This window comes from Rhizobium sp. BK098 (assembly GCF_014193155.1).
In the GTDB taxonomy this organism is placed as follows: Bacteria; Pseudomonadota; Alphaproteobacteria; order Rhizobiales; family Rhizobiaceae; genus Rhizobium.
The window spans coordinates 407,884-425,980 of the sequence record NZ_JACHYY010000004.1; the positions used below are offsets into that span (position 1 = coordinate 407,884).

An 18,097-nucleotide genomic window follows, 5' to 3' on the forward strand; every position below is an offset into this window, starting at 1 on the left:
CTTAAGCATTTCCCGTGGCGGCGCGCACCAGGGTCTCCGGCGTTAGCCCTTCGCGCTCGAACAGGCCTGCGGACAGGCCTTCCTTCATGACCAGGACGCGATCCGACATGCCGAGGATCTCGGGAAGTTCGGAAGAGATCATGATGATGCTGAGGCCTTCGGCCGCCAGCTCGCTGATGAAGCCATGGACGGCCGCCTTCGAGCCGATATCGATGCCCTTGGTAGGCTCGTCCAGAATGATGATCTTCGGCTGCGTCGCCAGCCACTTGCCGATGACCACCTTCTGCTGGTTTCCGCCGGAGAGCGTTCCCACAGGCACGGATAGGGCGGCGGCGCGCAGATCGAGCCTTTCGGCATATTTACGGGCGAGAGCGAACTCATTGGCCGCCTTCAGAAACCCTTTGCGGGAGGTGCGTCCGAGCGACGGGAGCGACATGTTCTGATAGATCGGCATCGGCAGCGCCAGGCCATGGCGGCCGCGCTCTTCCGGCACATAGACGATGCCGGCAGCAATGGCGTCCTGCGGCGAGTGCACCTTGATTTCCTGCCCGTCGAGCGTCAGACGCCCGGACAGCGGTTTGGTGATGCCGAAGAGTGATTGGCAAAGCTCGGAGCGTCCGGCGCCGATCAGGCCGTAGACGCCGAGGATCTCGCCGCGCCGAAGCTTGAAGGAAATGTCGCGGAATTCGGTGCGGTGACAGTAGTTGTCGACTTCGAGAACGGTGACCCCGATTGTGACAGGCACTTTCGGAAAGGCGTCCTTAACGTCGCGGCCGACCATCATGCGGACGATCTCGTCCTGCGGAGTCGTCTTCAGCTCGCCATGGCCAACGGCGCGGCCGTCTCGAAAGACGACGAAATTATCGGCGATTTCATAAAGTTCGTCGAACTTGTGGCTGATGAAGAGGATCGCCTTACCCTTCGCCTTCAATCCCTCGACGATGCGAAAGAGATCGTCGATCTCCTTGCGCGAAAGAGCTGCTGTGGGTTCATCCATGATGACGATGCGGGCCTCGATCGACAGAGCGCGCGCGATTGCTACGAGATGGCGCTGAGCAATGGAGAGGTCTTTCAATCGGGTCGTGGGATCGATGGCGCTTTCTAGCGATTGGAGAAGCTCTTTCGATCGGCTGTTCATCGTCTTCCAATCGATGGTGCGCCAGGATGTGCGCGGCGCATGACCGAGAAAGATGTTTTCGGCAACAGTCAGCTCGTCGAAGAGCACCGTTTCCTGATGAATGGCCGTGACGCCGGCATCGATGGCCGCCTGCGCACTGGCGAAAGCCGTTGGTTTGCCGTCGACAAGGATCTCGCCTTCGTTCGGACGATAGATACCTGTTAGGATTTTAACGAGTGTCGATTTGCCGGCGCCGTTCTCGCCGATGAGGGCGGTGACCTTACCCGGGTAAAGCGAAATGCTGACGCCATCCAGCGCTTTGACGCCGGGAAAGATCTGGGAAATGCCGCGCATCTCCAAGATAGCCTGATTGTTCGCGGCTGGTGCGTCCGCGAGGGAACGTTGAAGGACTGTGGTCATCAGCAATGTACCGGATCAGTGAAACCAGGTCCGGCGGCTGATGCCGCCGGAGAGCTGCGAGTTCGATTTTCGATCAGAAAACCTTGGAGAACTGATCGATGTTCGAGGCGTTGTAGACGAACGGATCGGCCATGGCGGCTTCGCCGTTTTCGCCGACCTTGATCTTGCCCATGCGGCCGGCATTGATCTCGCTGCCCGGCTTGCCGTCGGTCTCGCCCTTGACGAGGCGATAGGCGATCTGCGTTGCGGAATAGCCGAGATCGATCGGGTTCCAGATCGCGAATTCCTTCGTCGCGCCGGACTTGATGGCACCGGCCATTTCGGATGGCAGGCCGAGACCGGTCACATAGACCTTACCGATCTTGCCGGCGTCCTTGACGGCCTGCGAAGCGGCAAGCACGCCGACGGTCGTCGGGGCGACGATGACCTTGACTTCCGGATGCGAGGTCAGGAGGCCCTGGGCTTCACGATAGCTCTTGTCCGAGAGGTCGTCGCCATAGACTGTTGTCACCAGATTGAGGCCCGGGAAATCCTTGAGCTGCTTCTTCATCTCGCCGATCCAGATATTCTGGTTGGTCGAGGTGGTCGTTGCCGACAGGATGGCGAAGTCGCCCTTGCCGCCGTCGAGGTGATCCTTGGCGAGTGTCAGGCACATCTTGCCGATCAGCTCGTTGGACGAGGGGTTCAGCTGCAGGATGCGACCGGCCTTGGCGACACCGGAATCCCAGGAGATGACCTTAATGCCGCGCTGTGCCGCCTTCTTCAGTGCCGGGACGACTGCGTCGGGATCGTTTGCGGAAATTGCGATGGCATCGACGCCCTGCGCGATCAGCGAGTTGATCACTTCGATCTGGCCCTCGGCCGTGGTTGAGGTCGGGCCGGTGTAGATCACCTGCACGCCTCCGAGATCTTTGGCTGCTTCCTGGGCGCCCTTGTTGGCGGCCTCGAAGAAGCCGTTGCCCAGCGACTTCACGACGAGACCGATCTTGACGTCCTTTGCACTTGCCGCGCCGGCCATCAGTGTCGCGGCGAGCGCGACGCCGATCGCCAGTTTCTTTGCTATATTCATGTCACTTCCTCCCAAAGTTAATAGGCATGCTCACCCCATTTCGGCCGCGCGTCTCACGCGACCGACGGGGAATCCTCCTCCTCGGCCTGAGCCGAAACATTTGCAATAATGAGCGAAATACCCGCATCCTCGATCATGCGCACGGTTTCGGCGGTTACGCCGTCATCGGTAATGATGGTTGAGACCTGTTCGAGCGGACAAAGGATCAGGCTGGAGCGCTGGCGGAACTTGCTCGAATCCACCATGACGACGAGCTCGTCGGCCTGGCGCATGAGCTTCTGCTCGCTCTGGATGACCAGCGCGTCGGCTTCCATGACGCCGAGCGGGCCTACGCCCTGTGCACCAACGAACATGCGCCGCGCATAGAAATTTCGGATCGTGTCGTTGTCGAAGGGCGAGAGGATCAGGCTCTGCTCGCGATAGATCGCGCCGCCCGGCACCGTCACGTTGTTCTTCGAATGCTTGACCAGATGTTCGGCGATGGCGAAGGAGTTTGTCATCACCTGCAGCCGGAAGGCCGAGATATAGTGCACCAGCTGGAACGTAGTCGTGCCGCCGTTGATAATGATGGCGTCGCCGGGATTGCAGAGTTCGGCAGCCTTGCGCGCAATTGCGCGTTTCCTATCGATGTTGACGGCTTCGGATACACGGAACGGTCGCGCTGCCAGATTGCCGAGCTGTGGGGGATGGATCGATTCCGCGCCGCCGCGCACGCGCCGGATCTTTCCCTGCACGTGCAGGGCAGCGATATCACGGCGTATCGTCGCTTCCGAAGCCTCGGTCAGCTCGGAAATATCCTGAATCGTCACGACAGACTTTTCCTGTACGGCGCTCAGGATAATGCGATGGCGTTCGCGTTCGTGCATTGGCTCCTCCTTGTCGGCGGTTATTTCGCAAATATGACAATGTGTCAATCATAAACGATCATAAACTTTCATATTGCATCGCAGCATTATCGAATTTGATCGTTTTCGATTGACAAGGTGACTGTACGTGAGCGATACCCTGCTCACAAAGGGCGGCTGCATATGATCTGGTCCGCCTGAAAGACTTGATTTCAAGGGAGGATGACATGGCGGCTGGCGTTCAGCTTCTGAAGAACCGTTGGGATGATGCGTATGCGGCAGGCTTGGATGAGCCGGGCAAGCTGCTTTATCGGTCGAATCTGCTCGGTGCCGACAAGCGTATCACCAACTACGGCGGCGGCAACACGTCGGCCAAGGTCATGGAAACCGATCCGCTCTCCGGCGAGAAGGTCAAAGTATTGTGGGTCAAGGGTTCTGGCGGCGATGTCGGCACCATCAAGCTCGATGGTTTCGCCACACTTTATCAGGACAAGCTCGACAGCCTGAAGAATATCTATCAGGGCGTTGCCGACGAGGATCGCATGGTCGGCTTCCTGCCGCATTGCACCTTCAATCTCAATGCCCGCGCCGCTTCGATCGATACGCCGCTGCATGGTTTCGTGCCGTTCACCCACGTCGATCACATGCATCCCGACGCCATCATCGCCATTGCCGCCTCCAAGAACTCGCGCGAACTGACACGCGAGATCTTCGGCGACGAGATTGGCTGGCTCCCCTGGCGCCGCCCCGGCTTCCAGCTCGGTCTTGATCTCGAAGCCTTCGTCAAGGCGCATCCGAATGCCAAGGGCGTCGTACTCGAAAGTCATGGCCTCTTCACCTGGGCCAATGATGCCAAGGAATGCTACGAGCTGACGCTCGCCATCATCAACAAGGCAATCGAATGGTTCGCCGCCAAGACGGAAGGCAAAACCATTTTCGGCGGCACTGCTGTCGAGAGCCTGCCGCAAGCGGAGCGTCGTGCCATCGCCGCCCGGCTGATGCCTGAGATCCGCGGTCGCATCGGCAAGGCCGAACGCAAGCTCGGCGATTTCGACGATCAGGATGCGGTGCTCGAATTCGTCAATTCGAAGAATCTTCGCCCGCTCGGCGCGCTCGGCACCAGCTGCCCGGATCATTTCCTGCGCACCAAGATCCGCCCGCTGATCGTCGATTTCGATCCGGCTAAGCCCGATGTCGATGCAGTGATCGCCGGTCTCGACAAGGCGCTGGAAGATTACCGCGCCGACTACGCGCGCTACTATAACGATTGCAAGCACGACAATTCGCCTGCCATGCGCGATCCGAACCCGGTGATCTTCCTCGTTCCCGGCGTCGGCATGCTGTCCTTTGCCCGCGACAAGGCGACCGCCCGTATTGCCGGCGAGTTCTATGTCAACGCCATCAATGTCATGCGCGGCGCCTCGACCGTCTCCGAATATCAGGGCCTGCCCGAACAGGAAGCCTTCGATATCGAATATTGGCTGCTGGAAGAGGCGAAACTGCAGCGCATGCCGAAGCCGAAGAGCCTTGCTGGTCGTGTTGCTTTCGTCACCGGCGGCGCCGGCGGCATCGGCCGCGCCACGGCGGCGCGCCTTGTGGGCGAGGGTGCCTGCGTGGTTCTGGCTGACATCGACCAGGCGGCACTTGAGGGCACCCAGGCGGATTTCGCCAAGATGTTCGGCGCCGACGCGGTGCGTAGCGTCAAGCTCGACGTGACGAAGGAAGATGCCGTCATTACCGCCTTTGCCGAGGCTTGCGTCGAATTCGGCGGGGTCGACATTCTGGTATCGAATGCCGGCATCGCTTCGTCCGCGCCGATCGAGAGCACCGAGCTTTCGATGTGGAACCGCAATATCGATATTCTCGCGACCGGCTATTTCCTCGTCTCGCGCGAAGCCTTCCGGCTGTTCCGCCGCCAGAATCTCGGTGGTAACGTCGTCTTCGTCGCATCGAAGAACGGTTTGGCCTCCTCGCCGAATGCGGCCGCCTATTGCACGGCCAAAGCCGCCGAAATCCATCTGGCCCGCTGCCTGGCGCTCGAGGGTGCTGAAGCCGGCATCCGCGTGAATACGGTCAATCCCGACGCCGTCCTGCGCGGCTCGAAGATCTGGAACGGCGAATGGCGCGAGCAGCGTGCCGCCTCCTCGAAGATCGAGGTGGACGAGCTGGAGGAACATTACCGCAAGCGCTCGATGCTGAAGCTCAATGTTTTCCCCGAGGACATTGCCGAGGCGATCTACTTCCTGGCTTCGGATCTTTCCGCCAAGTCGACGGGTAATATCATCAACGTTGATGCCGGCAACGCGCAGAGCTTCACGCGCTAGTTGGCTACATTTTTCCTTCTCCCCAGCGGGAGAAGGTGGCCCGAAGGGTCGGATGAGGGGGCTGCAAATGTGGTTCTATCTTTCGCTTACGCTCAAGATGTGAGTCGCTATGCTCCTCACTCCCCCTCATCTGCCCCTTGGGCATCCTCTCCCCGGTGGGGAGAAGATGGAACAGCCAGTCGAGAGGCTGTAATGTTTCGAATGACGCATTTGGGAGGAAAGAATGGCCGAGTTTAGAATTGCGCCCGATCTGGTTGCTGCAGAAAACGACAAGCGCGCCGCTGCGCTGAAATCCGACTATGAGGCGCTTGGCGCCACGCTCGCCCGCCGCAGCGTCGATATCGAAGCCGTGACCCGGAAGGTCTCCGAATTCTTCGTTGCGGTCCCGTCCTGGGGCGTCGGCACCGGCGGCACGCGCTTTGCCCGCTTCCCAGGCACCGGCGAGCCGCGCGGCATCTTCGACAAGCTCGACGATTGCGCCGTCATCCAGCAGCTGACGCGGGCAACGCCGAAGGTTTCGCTGCATATCCCCTGGGATAAGGCCGATCCGCGCGAACTGAAGGCGAAAGGCGATGCGCTCGGCCTCAGCTTTGACGCCATGAACTCCAATACGTTCTCCGACGCGCCCGGCCAGGCGCATTCATACAAGTTCGGTTCGCTGAGCCATGTCAATGCGGCAACCCGCGCCCAGGCCGTCGAGCACAACATCGAATGCATCGAGATCGGCAAGGCCATTGGCTCTAAGGCGCTGACGGTGTGGATCGGCGACGGCTCGAATTTCCCCGGCCAGACCAATTTCACCATGGCCTTCGAGCGCTATCTTTCCGCCATAGCCGATATCTACAAGGCGCTTCCAGATGATTGGCGGCTGTTTTCCGAGCATAAGATGTATGAGCCGGCCTTCTATTCCACGGTCGTTCAGGATTGGGGCACCAACTATCTGATCGCGCAGACACTCGGCCCCAAGGCGCAGTGCCTGGTCGATCTCGGTCACCACGCGCCGAATACCAATATCGAGATGATCGTGGCGCGCCTTATCCAGTTCGGCAAGCTCGGCGGTTTCCACTTCAACGATTCCAAGTATGGCGACGACGATCTCGATGCCGGCGCCATCGAGCCCTACCGCCTCTTCCTCGTCTTCAACGAGTTGGTCGATGCCGAACGGCGCGGGGTCAATGACTTCAATCCAGCGCATATGATCGACCAGTCGCACAATGTCACGGACCCGATCGAAAGCCTGATCTCCAGCGCCAACGAAATCCGTCGTGCCTATGCGCAGGCGCTGATTGTCGATCGAAATGCACTTGGCGAGTATCAGGATGCGAACGACGCGCTGATGGCATCGGAAACGCTGAAGCGCGCCTATCGCGCCGATGTCGAGCCGATCCTCGCTGAAGCTCGCCGCCGTGCGGGCGGCGCGATCGATCCGGTCGCGACTTACAGGGCGAGCGGCTATCGCCGCAAGGTTGCCGCCGAACGGCCAGCCTCTGTAGCCGGTGGCGGCGGAATCATCTGAGATTAGCGGGTGCCGGCACAAATGACGCCAGCACCCGATGCCTATCGCGCCCGCCCTAATTGCTGGAGTTCGGCCTCTCGCCAGGCGGCCCAGCGACGCCGCAATTCGCCTGGCCTCAGGCCATAGTTTTCGTCGAGCATGTCGGCCGCGAGAATCCGTTCCGTGCGGAAATGCCGGAAGCCCTGGCGCAGCTCGCACCATGCCACCAGAATGCGGCTCGTGTCGGAATAGCCGAGGATAACGGGCCAGACGATCCTTGTGCTTTCCGCACCCGCATCGGACCGATAGCGCAACCGAAGTTTTCGTCCTTCGCGGATTGTCGTCCGCAACAACGGTAGATCGATGTTTTCCTCTTGGCCTCCCTGAAGAAGCGGTTTGGCGCCGACGCTCGGCTCAAGGATGAAGGGACGCAGGTGCCCGGGCACGATCGCGGTGATCTTGGCAACCACGTCGCGTGCGGCATTGGCAAGGGCCTTCTCGGCACGACCCGCAACCCATTGCGCCCCGAGGACGACGGCCTCGATCTCCTCGGGCGTCAGCATCAGCGGCGGCATTTCGTAGTCGGGCGACAGGAGATATCCGAGGCCTGCCTCGCCCTCGATCGGAACCCGCTGTCCCATCAGATCGGCGACGTCGCGATAGACCGTGCGCTTGGAGACTTCGAGCTCATCCGCCAGCGCGGCGGCGGTGACCGGCCGGCTCGACCGGCGCAATATCTGTATGATCTGAAACAAACGATCGGCGCGACGCATGCCTGCTGACTCCTGCTGCCATTATGGTGGCAACAGCCTTATGCAACAAGAGCCTTCGAGCCGCCAACAACAGAGTTGGCGCCATTTTGAAGGAGTACGCAATGAAACTGGCATCGACACGTCTGATCGTTGCCGACATCAAGAAGATGGTCGGGTTTTATGAGATGGTCACCGGTCAGGCTGCGGAGTGGCTAGCGCCGGTCTTTGCCGAGATCGTCACCCCCGCGGCAACACTTGCGATTGGAAGTGCCGAGACTGTCGCCCTGTTTCGCGAGGGCAGTGCCGAACCCGGCGTCAACCGATCGCTTGTTATCGAATTCCAGGTCGACGATGTCGATGCCGAATTCGCAAGGTTGAAGGACAAGGTGGAGGTCGTGCACGAACCGAAGCTGATGCCGTGGGGAAACCGGGCAGGGCAAATCCGCGATCCCGAGGGAACGCTCATCAGCCTTTACACGCCTGTCACGGATTTTGCGAAGCAGCGCTTTGCCGGGCGTTGAGCGGTAACGAGCCGCCGAGATCCTATGATCGGGCGATGCCTTCCGCCTGGCGGCATCGCTCGTCTTAAGTCACGCCTTGGTCGCCTTGTGGGCACGGCTAACCGATCCAGATAGCTGCAAATTTGTCATGGTCGTCTGGCAGATTTGAAATCATCTTCCTGCACGGCGGCCGACCACGGTCGGAGCCGTGGTTTGTCGATTTGTGTCCGTCGCCTACGCACTTTCGAGTGGCTCGGCAATGGGAATTGAGTATTGTCGCTTGCAACGGCTCGCCGTGATTTGGCGGTCGATGCTGGCAAAAAAGACAGAGCCCTGCTGTTGATAGGTGAGGAAAAACGATGACGATTGACATGAACGGTTTTGCCGGACGCCTGAAACGCCGCGAGAATGGCGGCATGATCTCCGGCTGGGTCGGCATACCCGATCCGATGCTCGTCAATCATCTGGCGCAGGAAGACTTCGATACCATCGTGCTCGATATGCAGCATGGCATGTGGAACATGGAGTCCGCCGCCAACGGCATCGCCCATGTGCGCTTGGCGGGCAAGCCGGCGATTGCCCGTATTCCCGTCGGCGATTTCGCCTCCGCCTCGCGGCTTCTCGATGCCGGTGCCTCTGCCATCATCGCACCGATGATCAATTCCGCCGATGATGCGCGCGCCTTGGTGCAGGCGACGAAGTATCCGCCGCTCGGCGAGCGCAGCTGGGGGCCGTCGCTGGCCCTCAATCATTTCGGCCTGCCGGCTGAGGATTATCTGCAGAGCGCCAACAGCCTGACCGTCACCATTGCCATGGTCGAAACTCGCATGGCGCTCGACGCCATCGACGAGATCCTGGCTGTTGACGGCATCGACGGCATCTTTGTCGGGCCGTCCGATCTTTCGATCGCGCTTTCAAACGGCGCACGCCTTGCGCCCGATAGCGCCGCGATCGATCAGGCGCTTGCAACCGCACTCGCGCGGTGCCGCGCCCATGGCAAGGTGATTTGTGCCTTTGGCGGCGATGGTGCCCGTGCCGGAGAATATCTGAAGCTCGGCCTGGATCTGGTCATCGCCGGCACGGAAACGGCTCAACTGCGCAACGGTGCCCGCACAGCCATCCAGGCTGCGCGCAAGATCGCTGAATCATAATCAGTTCGTTTGAGATTGGGGTATGTCCGGAAGAAGTTCCGGGCATACCGATGTGCCGTGTGTTGAACTCCGTCAGTTTACGAGCTTCACAAAGCAGGGATTATACATATTCCAGCCGCAGCCGCCACCGACGGCTTGCGCCGGCGTAATCGTGTTTTGGATGGCGAGTGCCGCGAGCGCGACGGCGATGATTGTCAAAACAGTTTTGGTATATTTGTCCATGAGTTTCCCCTAATAATAGAATGGCTGACGATATGCATCTTAAGATTGCCTTTCTGAATGCCGGCTGAATATCCATGCTTAAGGTTGTGTCCTGATGTCATACGACCACATCGGATCGACAGCCCAAACACGCACCCCTCGTCGACTTTGATCGTAGCCCGCGCTTCATCGTTACCCGCCTGCGGGCATTCTAGCGTCGACATGGCGGAGCGGAATGATTTGTCGAAGGTGCAGGGATTGGCGGTAGGACGCGGCTTGCGTCGCGAAGTAGGTCAGCGCGTCACTGGCGAGCTCGGTTATCGCCCCGATCTTGGCGGCATCAACCTTCGCACCGGCAAGACCTACGCCATTGGCATCGTGTTATCCTTCGGAGGCGAGGGCGAGATGAATATCGTCGTCGCCTCGCTGATCGACGGCGCCTCGCGCTACATGAAGGCGCAAGGAGAGTGAGCGGAATCGCGAATGCCGTGCAGTTCGATCTTTCCCCATTATTCGCGCCAGAAAACGGCTGCAAAACCCCAACCAAAAGCCAACCAGCTCAAAACGGCTCAATCACACGGATGGTGAAAAGCTGAAGTTAAAATATTGCTCGACCGGTTCCCGGCGCGCGATCTTCCAGTAATAACCGCCTTAATCGGTTTATTCGGCGAGTTGGCGCGGAAAGAACCGTTTTGGTGAGCTGTCACACCCAAAACTCCGCAGTTAGAGGTCATTGATTTCTCGAAAATGCTGTGCATTTCGACTGGATAACAATCGGAATTCCGTTAGGTTTCTCAGATATCGGTCGATTGCATGGCCGGACCAGGGGTGAAATCGTTCGCCAAGGTCGATATTTGCAACCGGTCGGAAATGCCTAAGGCTTGTCCGGCCCAGAAAGTCCGTATGCGCCGCGCGGCGTTACGCAATAGGGAGAATAGTATGGCTGACGAAAAGATGATGTCGCGGATGTCGGGCAAGGGTGGCTTCATCGCTGCCCTCGATCAAAGCGGAGGCTCGACCCCGGGCGCTCTGCGTCTCTATGGGATCGCCGATTCCGACTATAATGGCGATGAGGAAATGTTCCGCCTGATGCATGAAATGCGCGTGCGCATCATGACGGCTCCCTCATTTTCCGGAGATAAGGTGATTGGCGCCATTCTTTTCGAGAAGACCATGGATGGTGAGGCGAAGGGCAAGCCGGTTCCTACCTATCTCTGGGCCGATCGCGGTGTCGTCCCTTTCCTCAAGGTCGATAAGGGTCTGGCGGCCGAGGAGAACGGTGCACAGGTGATGAAGCCGATGCCGGATCTCGACGTTCTGCTTGCCCGTGCGGCGAAGAAGGGGATCTTCGGGACCAAGATGCGTTCGGTCATTGCCAACGCCGACAAGACCGGCATTGCCGCGGTGGTCAAGCAACAGTTTGAGATAGGACATCAGATCCTCGGCCATGGTCTCGTGCCGATCATCGAACCGGAAGTCTCCATCAAGAGCCCGACCAAGCAGGAGGCCGAGGCTATTCTGCGGGACGAGATCGCTCAGAGGCTCGATGCAGTGCCGGCCGGCCAGAAGGTCATGCTCAAGCTGACGATCCCGACTGTTCCGGATTTCTACAAGCCTCTCGTCGATCACAAGGCGGTGGCGCGCGTCGTGGCGCTTTCGGGCGGCTACAGCCGTGCGGATGCCTGCGAAAAGCTCAGCCACAATCATGGAATGATCGCCAGCTTCTCCCGAGCTTTGACCGAGGATCTGCGCGTGACGATGAGCGATGCTGAATTCGACGCCAGCCTCGCAAAAACCATCGACGAGATCTATCAGGCGAGCGTCGTGAAGGCCTAATCACCCGAAAGGCGCCGGGCCTAACGCGGCCCGGCCTCCTCTAGCCGGTCATGCCCTGACTTCGAAGACCATGTTGAACGGCGTTTCAGTTGCCTTGCGGAAATGCGAATAGCCCGCATCCATGGCCACCTTGCGCAGCTTCAGCTCGCCGGCTTGGGCGCCGAGGCCCAGCCCTACTTCCTGCGACAGCGAAGCCGGTGTGCAGATCATCGTCGAAGCGCCGTAGAAGACCCTACCGACGGGATTGAGATTGTCCTTCAGGCAGTCATGCGCAAAGGGTTCGACGATCATCCAGGTGCCGTCGTCGGCAAGGCTTTCCTTGACGTGTTTACCGGCGCCGACCGGATCGCCCATGTCGTGCAGGCAATCGAACATGGCGACAAGATCGTAACCGACAGCTGGGAAATCCTTGGCGCTTGCCTGCTCGAACGTGATGCGGGTATCGACGCCCGCCTGCTTGGCGGCAGCGCGCGCCCGCTCGATCGATGGCAGGTGGTAGTCGAAGCCGAAGAAGGTCGAGTTCGGATAGGCCTGCGCCATCAGGATGGTCGAGGCACCGTGGCCGCAGCCGACATCGGCGACAGCCGCGCCGGCTTGAAGCTTTTCATGCATGCCGTTCAGCGCCGGTATCCATTCCGTAATGAGATGGCTGTTGTAACCTGGACGGAAAAACCGCTCCGTGCCGCGGAACAGGCAGGCGCTGTGCTCATGCCAGCCGAAACCGCTGCCGGTTTTGAAGGCATTGGCGATCTTCGGCTCGTCGAGCCACATGGATTGGACGACATCGAAGGCGCCGGTGAAGAAGGCGGGGCTGTTTTCCTCCGCAAACACCATGGCCTGTTCCGGCGTCAGATAGAAGCGCTCGGTCTCGTCGTCATAGCTGACATAGTCGGCGGCAGCTTGAGCCGACAGCCACTCGCGCACATAACGCTCTTTCACGCCAATCTTGTCGGCCAGTTCGGCCGACGTCATCGGCGTTCCATCCGCCATGGCCCTGAAGAGGCCTAGATGGTCTCCAAGCGTGACCAGCACACCGGAGACCGCTGCACCGAGATCGCCGACCAGCCGACCGACCAGGGCATCAAGTTTCTGCATATCAGGTTCACGCATGACATCTTCCTCCCAGATTGATGTGGCGTTTCTTCGGATATATTCGAAGACTTGAAAATACTCCTGAGCGTAGTCGTAAGCAACGACATAGCAGGGCGAAGTAATACTCGCCCTGCTTGCAAAAATAGACCTTATTATTCTGAATTAATTCGGCTTTTATCCGATTTGCCGCGGACTTCAGCCAGCGCGAGCCAGTTCTTTTTCCAGAACGGAGAGCAGGCGCGGATCGTCCGCAGTTACATCAGGTGCAAAGCGGGCAACAACGTCGCCGTCGCGACCGATCAGGAACTTTTCGAAATTCCAGACGATGCCACCGTTCTGCCCGGTCTCGAGGCCATGTTTGGCGAGCCGTTCGCGCATCGGCCCGTCTCCCACCGTCTCGACGCCGGAGGCGATCAGGCTGTCATAAAGCGGATGGCGGTTTTCACCCGTGACGGCGATCTTGGAAAACATGGGAAACTGCACATCATAGGTCAGCGTGCAGAACTCCAGAATCTCTTTATCACTGCCCGGTTCCTGGCCCTTGAAATCGTTGGCCGGAAAGCCGGCGATGACAAGACCTTCGTCCCGCTTTTCCTCATAGAGCTTTTCCAGCCCTTCATACTGCACCGTCAGTCCGCATTTGGACGCGACATTGACGACCATGATGACCTTGCCGCGATAGTCGGCAAGCGTCGTATCGCTGCCGTCGATCTTCTTTACCGAAATATCGAGCACGTTATCGGTCATATCATTCGCTCCAGATGAGATGGAAACAGGATGGCGATATTTGCCCGGAATTCGGCGGCGTCAAGGTCAGAATGCGCCTCAGGCGGCCTCTTCCATTCGAACCAGATGGCCTTGCGAGACTTCGCGATACGCGCGGGCTGGCGGCTGATATCCGACGGGGCGCACCGGGCTCTTCAACTCGTCGACTGCGAGGTTGCGCCGGATGCCGCGTCGGGACGGATCCGGCACCGGGACGGCCGCCATCAGCTTCCTCGTGTAGGGATGCTGCGGATTTTCGAACACCGACGCGCGCGGTCCGATTTCGACGATCTCGCCGAGATACATGACGGCGACGCGATGGCTGACGCGCTCGACCACGGCCATGTCGTGCGAGATGAAGAGATAGGACAGGTTGAGGCTCTGCTGCAGATCCATCAGCAGATTGCAGACCTGCGCCTTGATCGATACGTCCAGCGCCGACACGCTTTCGTCCGCGACGATCACTTTCGGATCAAGGGCGAGCGCGCGGGCGATGCAGATGCGCTGGCGCTGGCCGCCTGAGAATTCATGCGGATAGCGGCTCATCATGTCGGCTTTCAGCCCGACACGTTCCAGAAGATCGGCGGCCTTCTCCCGGGCTTCGGCGCGCGAACCAAGGCGATGCTCGATAATGGGTTCCGCGACCGCGGCACCGATCGTCATGCGCGGATTGAGACTTGCGAAAGGGTCCTGGAAGATCATCTGGATGCTGCGGCGCATCCGGCGCAGTTCGAGCGCGTCCAGCTTCATCACATCATAGCCGTCGAGCCGAACTTCGCCGGACTTCGGCGTGATGAGGCGCATGATGGAGCGCCCCGTCGTCGACTTGCCGCAGCCGGATTCTCCGACCAGCGACAGGGTTTCCCCCTGAGCGAGATCGAAGGAAACATTTTCGACGGCGTGGATAGCGCCTGTCGGACGGGCAAGCAGGCCACCGCGAAGATCGAAGCGGGTGACGAGGTTCTTAACCTCGAGAACCGGCGTCTTGCGGTGATCGACGGTGTCTGTGAGCGCCTTTGGCTCGCTGCGCTCGCCAGTGCTTGCGTCAACGATCGGGAAGCGCAGCGGCTGCGGCTGGTCCTTCATCGAACCCAAACGCGGCACGGCTGACAGCAGGGCTCGAGTATAGGGATGCTGGCCGCGATGGAAGATATCGTCGGTCTTGCCGGTCTCGACTGCCTCGCCACGATACATGACGATGGTGCGGTCGGAAATCTCGGCCACGACGCCCATGTCGTGGGTAATGAAGAGGACGGACATGCCTTCCTCTTCCTGCAGCACCTTGATGAGATCGAGGATCTGGCCCTGGATGGTGACGTCGAGCGCGGTCGTCGGCTCATCGGCGATCAGCAGTTTCGGGCGGCTGGCAAGCGCCATGGCGATCATCACGCGCTGGCGCATACCACCGGAAAACTGGTGCGGATATTCATCGAAGCGCGAGGACGCGTTGGGGATGCGCACCTTTTCCAGAAGGCGGATCGTTTCCGCCTTCGCTTCAGCCTTGGAAATATTGCCATGGCAGGTCAGCGCCTCGGAAATCTGCCGGCCGATGGTGAAGATCGGATTGAGAGAAGTCATCGGCTCCTGAAAGATCATCGCGACATCCTTGCCGCGCACCTTGCGCATCTCGGCCTCCGGCAAAGTCAGAAGATCGTGGCCGTTGAGCCTGACTTCACCCTCGATGCGGCTGCTGGCTCTGGCGAGCAGCCGCATGATCGAGAGCGAGGTCACGCTCTTGCCGGAACCGCTTTCGCCGACGATCGCGACCGTTTCACCTGGCATGACGTCGAAGGAAATGCCCTTCACGACCAGGCGCCACTCGCCATCGACGAGAAATGAGGTGGAGAGACTGGAGACGGAGAGAACAGGCTGGGTGCCTGGGTTGGTCGTTCGAGCTGCAATGGTCGGCATGGAGTTCCCTTTTATGATTTTACCATTGGTCAGGCTTCAATTGAGGTTGCTCACGACGGAGCTGCCATCGTTGCACGGGAAGCCGAGGGTCGGCCTTCGGCCACCCTTTTGGCCTCAAGCGCGGCAATCCTCTCGTCGATCTCGCGTCGGTCGATCACGCCGCTGGGATTCTGGCGCGTCGGCATGGTCTCGGCGACATGAAGATAACGCTCTTGAGCGACGGCATAGAGCCGCTCCAGTTCGGCAAGCGGATCGGCACTGTCGTCGACACGGATGTTCAGCCAGGCGTAATCCTGGTCGCGGTGGATGACGAGTGCTGCCGATTGCTTGCCACGCTTATCGCCGCCTGCATCTTCGCCCGCCCGCATGGCTTCGAGCAGTCGCTCGGCGAGCGGCTTGCCGACAGTGTTCTTGAAGGTCGCAAGCGTTTCAGAAATCACCTGCGGCCCGGCCAGCATGTTGCCGGCGACCGAGACATTGTCATCGACCAGATGTCCCGCCCAATCGATGCATTTGGCGCCGGTAAAGGCGGCATTGTTGCCCTTGCTGTCGATCAGGTGAAACTGCCGCTGCTCGCGGCCTTCGTCGCGAGCGCTCAGCGTTTCTAGGATCTCGCTCGGCGCATGACCGGATGCCAGCATCGCAAGTCCGTCGATGCCGTAGAGCGGGCTGGCAAAGGCCTGCGTCGCAACCGCGCCGATGCCGCCGCGAATATGCGGCACGATGCTGCCGACGGCAAAGAAGCGCGTGGCGACGGCGATGGCAAAGTTTCCGGTTTCCGGCTCGCGGGCGACAATGGACCAGGTCATCCGTTCTATCTCCCAATCGCGTAGGCTTGCATCAAACGCGGTGTTGCCGCAGCGCGCAAGAGGCCGTCGGCGTCACGCCGAGCTGCGGTGAGGCGGCCCACGGTCCACTCCGGCGCGACGGTCAGCTGATGGCCTTTCTTGCGGAGCGTATCCAGTACGTCGGCACTGAAATTCGCCTCTGCCGTCAGGCCGCCGGGTTCGCGCGTGCGCGGATAGAAGGAACTGGGGAAATGCGTGCTGTGGAATAGCGGCTTGTCGATCGCTTCCTGTAGGTTCAGCCCGTGATGGACATAGCGCAGGAAAAAGGAGAGCTGCCACTGTTCCTGCTGATCGCCGCCGGGCGTGCCGAATGCGAGCGTCGGGCGTCCTTCATGCAGCGCCATCGTCGGCGTCAGCGTCGTACGCGGCCGCTTGCCCGGTGCCAGCGAGGAGGGCAGGCCTGGCTGCAGCCAAAACATCTGCGCGCGCGAATTCAGGCAGAAACCAAGGCCGGGAATGATCGGCGAGGATTGTAGCCAGCCGCCGGATGGCGTCACCGACACCATATTGCCTTCGCGGTCGATGACATCGATATGCACCGTATCGCCGCGCTTCTCGGTGAGATGCGACATTGTGGGCTCATAGACCGCACCGCCCTTGGCTTCCGGCGCATCGAGCATCTGCATAGTGAGATCGTACTGGTCTTCGAAACCGGCAAGCTTGCCGGGGCGCAAGGCAAGCGATGCCTCCGGCGAAATCAGCCGGCGACGCTCATCGGCATAGGCGTCCGACAGCAGGCTTTCGAGCGGCACTTTCGTGAAATTGGGGTCGCCGTAATAGACCTCGCGATCGGCAAAGGCGAGTTTCATCGCTTCCGTGACCGTATGGACGAAGTCGGCGCCTGCCGGGTCCATTCCGGCCAGATCGAAACCCTTGAGCAGCGCCAGCGTCTGCAGGAAGACGGGGCCTTGACCCCAGGGGCCGATCTTGGCGACCGTCCAGCCGTGATAATCGTAGGTCAGCGGCGCCTCGATCGTCGCCCGCCAGTTCGCCATATCGTCGGCGGTCAAGACGCCCTTGTGGCGTTCGCCGCTCGCATCCATAACCTCCGTTTTGCTGACATAGGTGTCGATCGCCTCTGCGACGAAGCCGCGGTAATAGGCATCGCGTGCGGCTTCGATCTGCGCTTCGCGATCGCTCTTGCTTTCCGTCTCGGCAACGACACGCTTCCAGGTTTCGGCAAGAACCGGGTTCTTGAAGTTGGACCAGGGTTCGGGAGCGGCACCGCCGGGAAGCCAGGTGTCATAGGAGGTCGGCCATTCCTTGCGATAGAAATCGGCAAGTCCTGCAATGGTCGCGGAAACGCGTGGCAGGACGGGGTGACCCTTTTCGGCATAATGGATCGCCGGCTCCAGCACGTCGCGGACCGTCAGCCGGCCGTAGTCACGCAGCATCAGCATCCAGCCGTCGAAGGCGCCGGGAATGACGGTCGCGAGCAGGCCATCGCCAGGAATGAGCTTCAGCCCCTCGCGCGTGTAATGTTCGATCGTTGCGCCGGCTGGCGCTGGCGCCTGGGCACAGATGACCTCGACCTTATTGTTCTTCTTCGAATAGAGGATGGCCGGCATGTCGCCGCCCGGCCCGCAGAGATGCGGCTCGACGATCTGCAGCACGAAGCCGGTGGCAACCGCGGCGTCGAAGGCATTGCCGCCCTTTTCGAGAATACTCATGCCGACGGCGGAGGCGATCCAGTGCGTAGACGTGACGACGCCGAAGGTGCCGAGGATTTCGGGGCGGGTGGTGAATGCGGTCATTGGGGCATCCTTTTGAG

Annotated in this window: 16 protein-coding genes; 6 read left to right on the forward strand and 10 right to left on the reverse strand. The window is 60.1% G+C overall.

All coding sequences use genetic code 11. From position 1 onward, the window contains the following. Position 1 precedes the first annotated feature (1 nt). From FHT73_RS13915 to FHT73_RS13925, 3 genes are all read right to left on the reverse strand, one after another. Complete coding sequence (locus FHT73_RS13915; RefSeq protein ID WP_183712306.1) at positions 2-1,537, reverse strand: sugar ABC transporter ATP-binding protein; 1,536 nt, start codon at positions 1,535-1,537, stop codon at positions 2-4. A gap of 73 nt (positions 1,538-1,610) precedes the next feature. Further along, positions 1,611-2,606, reverse strand: coding sequence for a rhamnose ABC transporter substrate-binding protein (gene rhaS / locus FHT73_RS13920; protein ID WP_112410823.1), 996 nt, complete (start codon positions 2,604-2,606; stop codon positions 1,611-1,613). 53 nt (positions 2,607-2,659) lie between these two features. Beyond that, positions 2,660-3,472 (reverse strand): DeoR/GlpR family DNA-binding transcription regulator, encoded by an 813-nt coding sequence (locus FHT73_RS13925; RefSeq protein ID WP_112603360.1) that lies wholly within the window; start codon positions 3,470-3,472, stop codon positions 2,660-2,662. A 206-nt stretch (positions 3,473-3,678) separates the two neighbouring features. On the opposite strand from FHT73_RS13925, the gene FHT73_RS13930 reads away from it, so the two are divergent. Together FHT73_RS13930 and rhaI are read left to right on the forward strand one after the other, a co-directional pair. Beyond that, positions 3,679-5,775 carry a bifunctional rhamnulose-1-phosphate aldolase/short-chain dehydrogenase gene (locus FHT73_RS13930; protein WP_183712308.1) on the forward strand — a complete coding sequence of 699 codons (2,097 nt, stop codon included), beginning with the start codon at positions 3,679-3,681 and terminating at the stop codon, positions 5,773-5,775. 223 nt (positions 5,776-5,998) lie between these two features. After that, entirely contained in the window at positions 5,999-7,291 is a 1,293-nt protein-coding gene (gene rhaI, locus FHT73_RS13935) for an L-rhamnose catabolism isomerase (protein WP_183712310.1), read from the forward strand. Between the two features lie 41 nt (positions 7,292-7,332). On the opposite strand, the gene FHT73_RS13940 is transcribed toward rhaI, so the two are convergent. Beyond that, a complete protein-coding gene (locus tag FHT73_RS13940; protein ID WP_112603366.1) occupies positions 7,333-8,043 on the reverse strand; it encodes a YafY family protein in 711 nt (236 codons plus the stop codon). Between the two features lie 101 nt (positions 8,044-8,144). On the opposite strand from FHT73_RS13940, the gene FHT73_RS13945 reads away from it, so the two are divergent. Both FHT73_RS13945 and FHT73_RS13950 read left to right on the forward strand, forming a co-directional pair. Continuing rightward, positions 8,145-8,543 (forward strand): VOC family protein, encoded by a 399-nt coding sequence (locus FHT73_RS13945; RefSeq protein ID WP_112410827.1) that lies wholly within the window; start codon positions 8,145-8,147, stop codon positions 8,541-8,543. Between the two features lie 338 nt (positions 8,544-8,881). Continuing rightward, a complete protein-coding gene (locus tag FHT73_RS13950; protein ID WP_112603368.1) occupies positions 8,882-9,673 on the forward strand; it encodes an aldolase/citrate lyase family protein in 792 nt (263 codons plus the stop codon). Positions 9,674-9,745: 72 nt separating this feature from the next. On the opposite strand, the gene FHT73_RS13955 is transcribed toward FHT73_RS13950, so the two are convergent. Then, positions 9,746-9,895: a hypothetical protein gene (locus FHT73_RS13955; protein ID WP_183712312.1), complete on the reverse strand. Its 150-nt coding sequence runs from the start codon at positions 9,893-9,895 to the stop codon at positions 9,746-9,748. Positions 9,896-10,150: 255 nt separating this feature from the next. Here FHT73_RS13955 and FHT73_RS13960 point away from each other — a divergent pair, with 255 nt between their 5' ends. After that, positions 10,151-10,345 carry a LacI family transcriptional regulator gene (locus FHT73_RS13960; RefSeq protein WP_162707990.1) on the forward strand — a complete coding sequence of 65 codons (195 nt, stop codon included), beginning with the start codon at positions 10,151-10,153 and terminating at the stop codon, positions 10,343-10,345. 468 nt (positions 10,346-10,813) lie between these two features. Further along, positions 10,814-11,710 (forward strand): fructose bisphosphate aldolase, encoded by an 897-nt coding sequence (locus FHT73_RS13965; protein ID WP_112603372.1) that lies wholly within the window; start codon positions 10,814-10,816, stop codon positions 11,708-11,710. A 48-nt stretch (positions 11,711-11,758) separates the two neighbouring features. Here FHT73_RS13965 and FHT73_RS13970 read toward each other — a convergent pair whose 3' ends face one another. The 5 genes from FHT73_RS13970 to FHT73_RS13990 all read right to left on the reverse strand — a co-directional run bounded on the left by FHT73_RS13970 (position 11,759) and on the right by FHT73_RS13990 (position 18,080). Next, a complete protein-coding gene (locus FHT73_RS13970) occupies positions 11,759-12,820 on the reverse strand; it encodes a class I SAM-dependent methyltransferase (RefSeq protein WP_112410831.1) in 1,062 nt (353 codons plus the stop codon). A 177-nt stretch (positions 12,821-12,997) separates the two neighbouring features. Beyond that, the gene (locus FHT73_RS13975) at positions 12,998-13,549 is read right to left on the reverse strand and encodes a glutathione peroxidase (RefSeq protein ID WP_112603374.1); all 552 of its coding nucleotides are present in this window, start codon (positions 13,547-13,549) and stop codon (positions 12,998-13,000) included. Between the two features lie 78 nt (positions 13,550-13,627). Continuing rightward, positions 13,628-15,478 carry an ABC transporter ATP-binding protein gene (locus tag FHT73_RS13980; protein WP_112603376.1) on the reverse strand — a complete coding sequence of 617 codons (1,851 nt, stop codon included), beginning with the start codon at positions 15,476-15,478 and terminating at the stop codon, positions 13,628-13,630. 50 nt (positions 15,479-15,528) lie between these two features. Beyond that, on the reverse strand, positions 15,529-16,287 hold the full coding sequence (locus FHT73_RS13985; RefSeq protein ID WP_112603378.1) for a DUF1028 domain-containing protein: 759 nt from the start codon (positions 16,285-16,287) through the stop codon (positions 15,529-15,531). Positions 16,288-16,292: 5 nt separating this feature from the next. Then, positions 16,293-18,080: a gamma-glutamyltransferase family protein gene (locus FHT73_RS13990; RefSeq protein ID WP_183712314.1), complete on the reverse strand. Its 1,788-nt coding sequence runs from the start codon at positions 18,078-18,080 to the stop codon at positions 16,293-16,295. Positions 18,081-18,097: the final 17 nt, after the last annotated feature.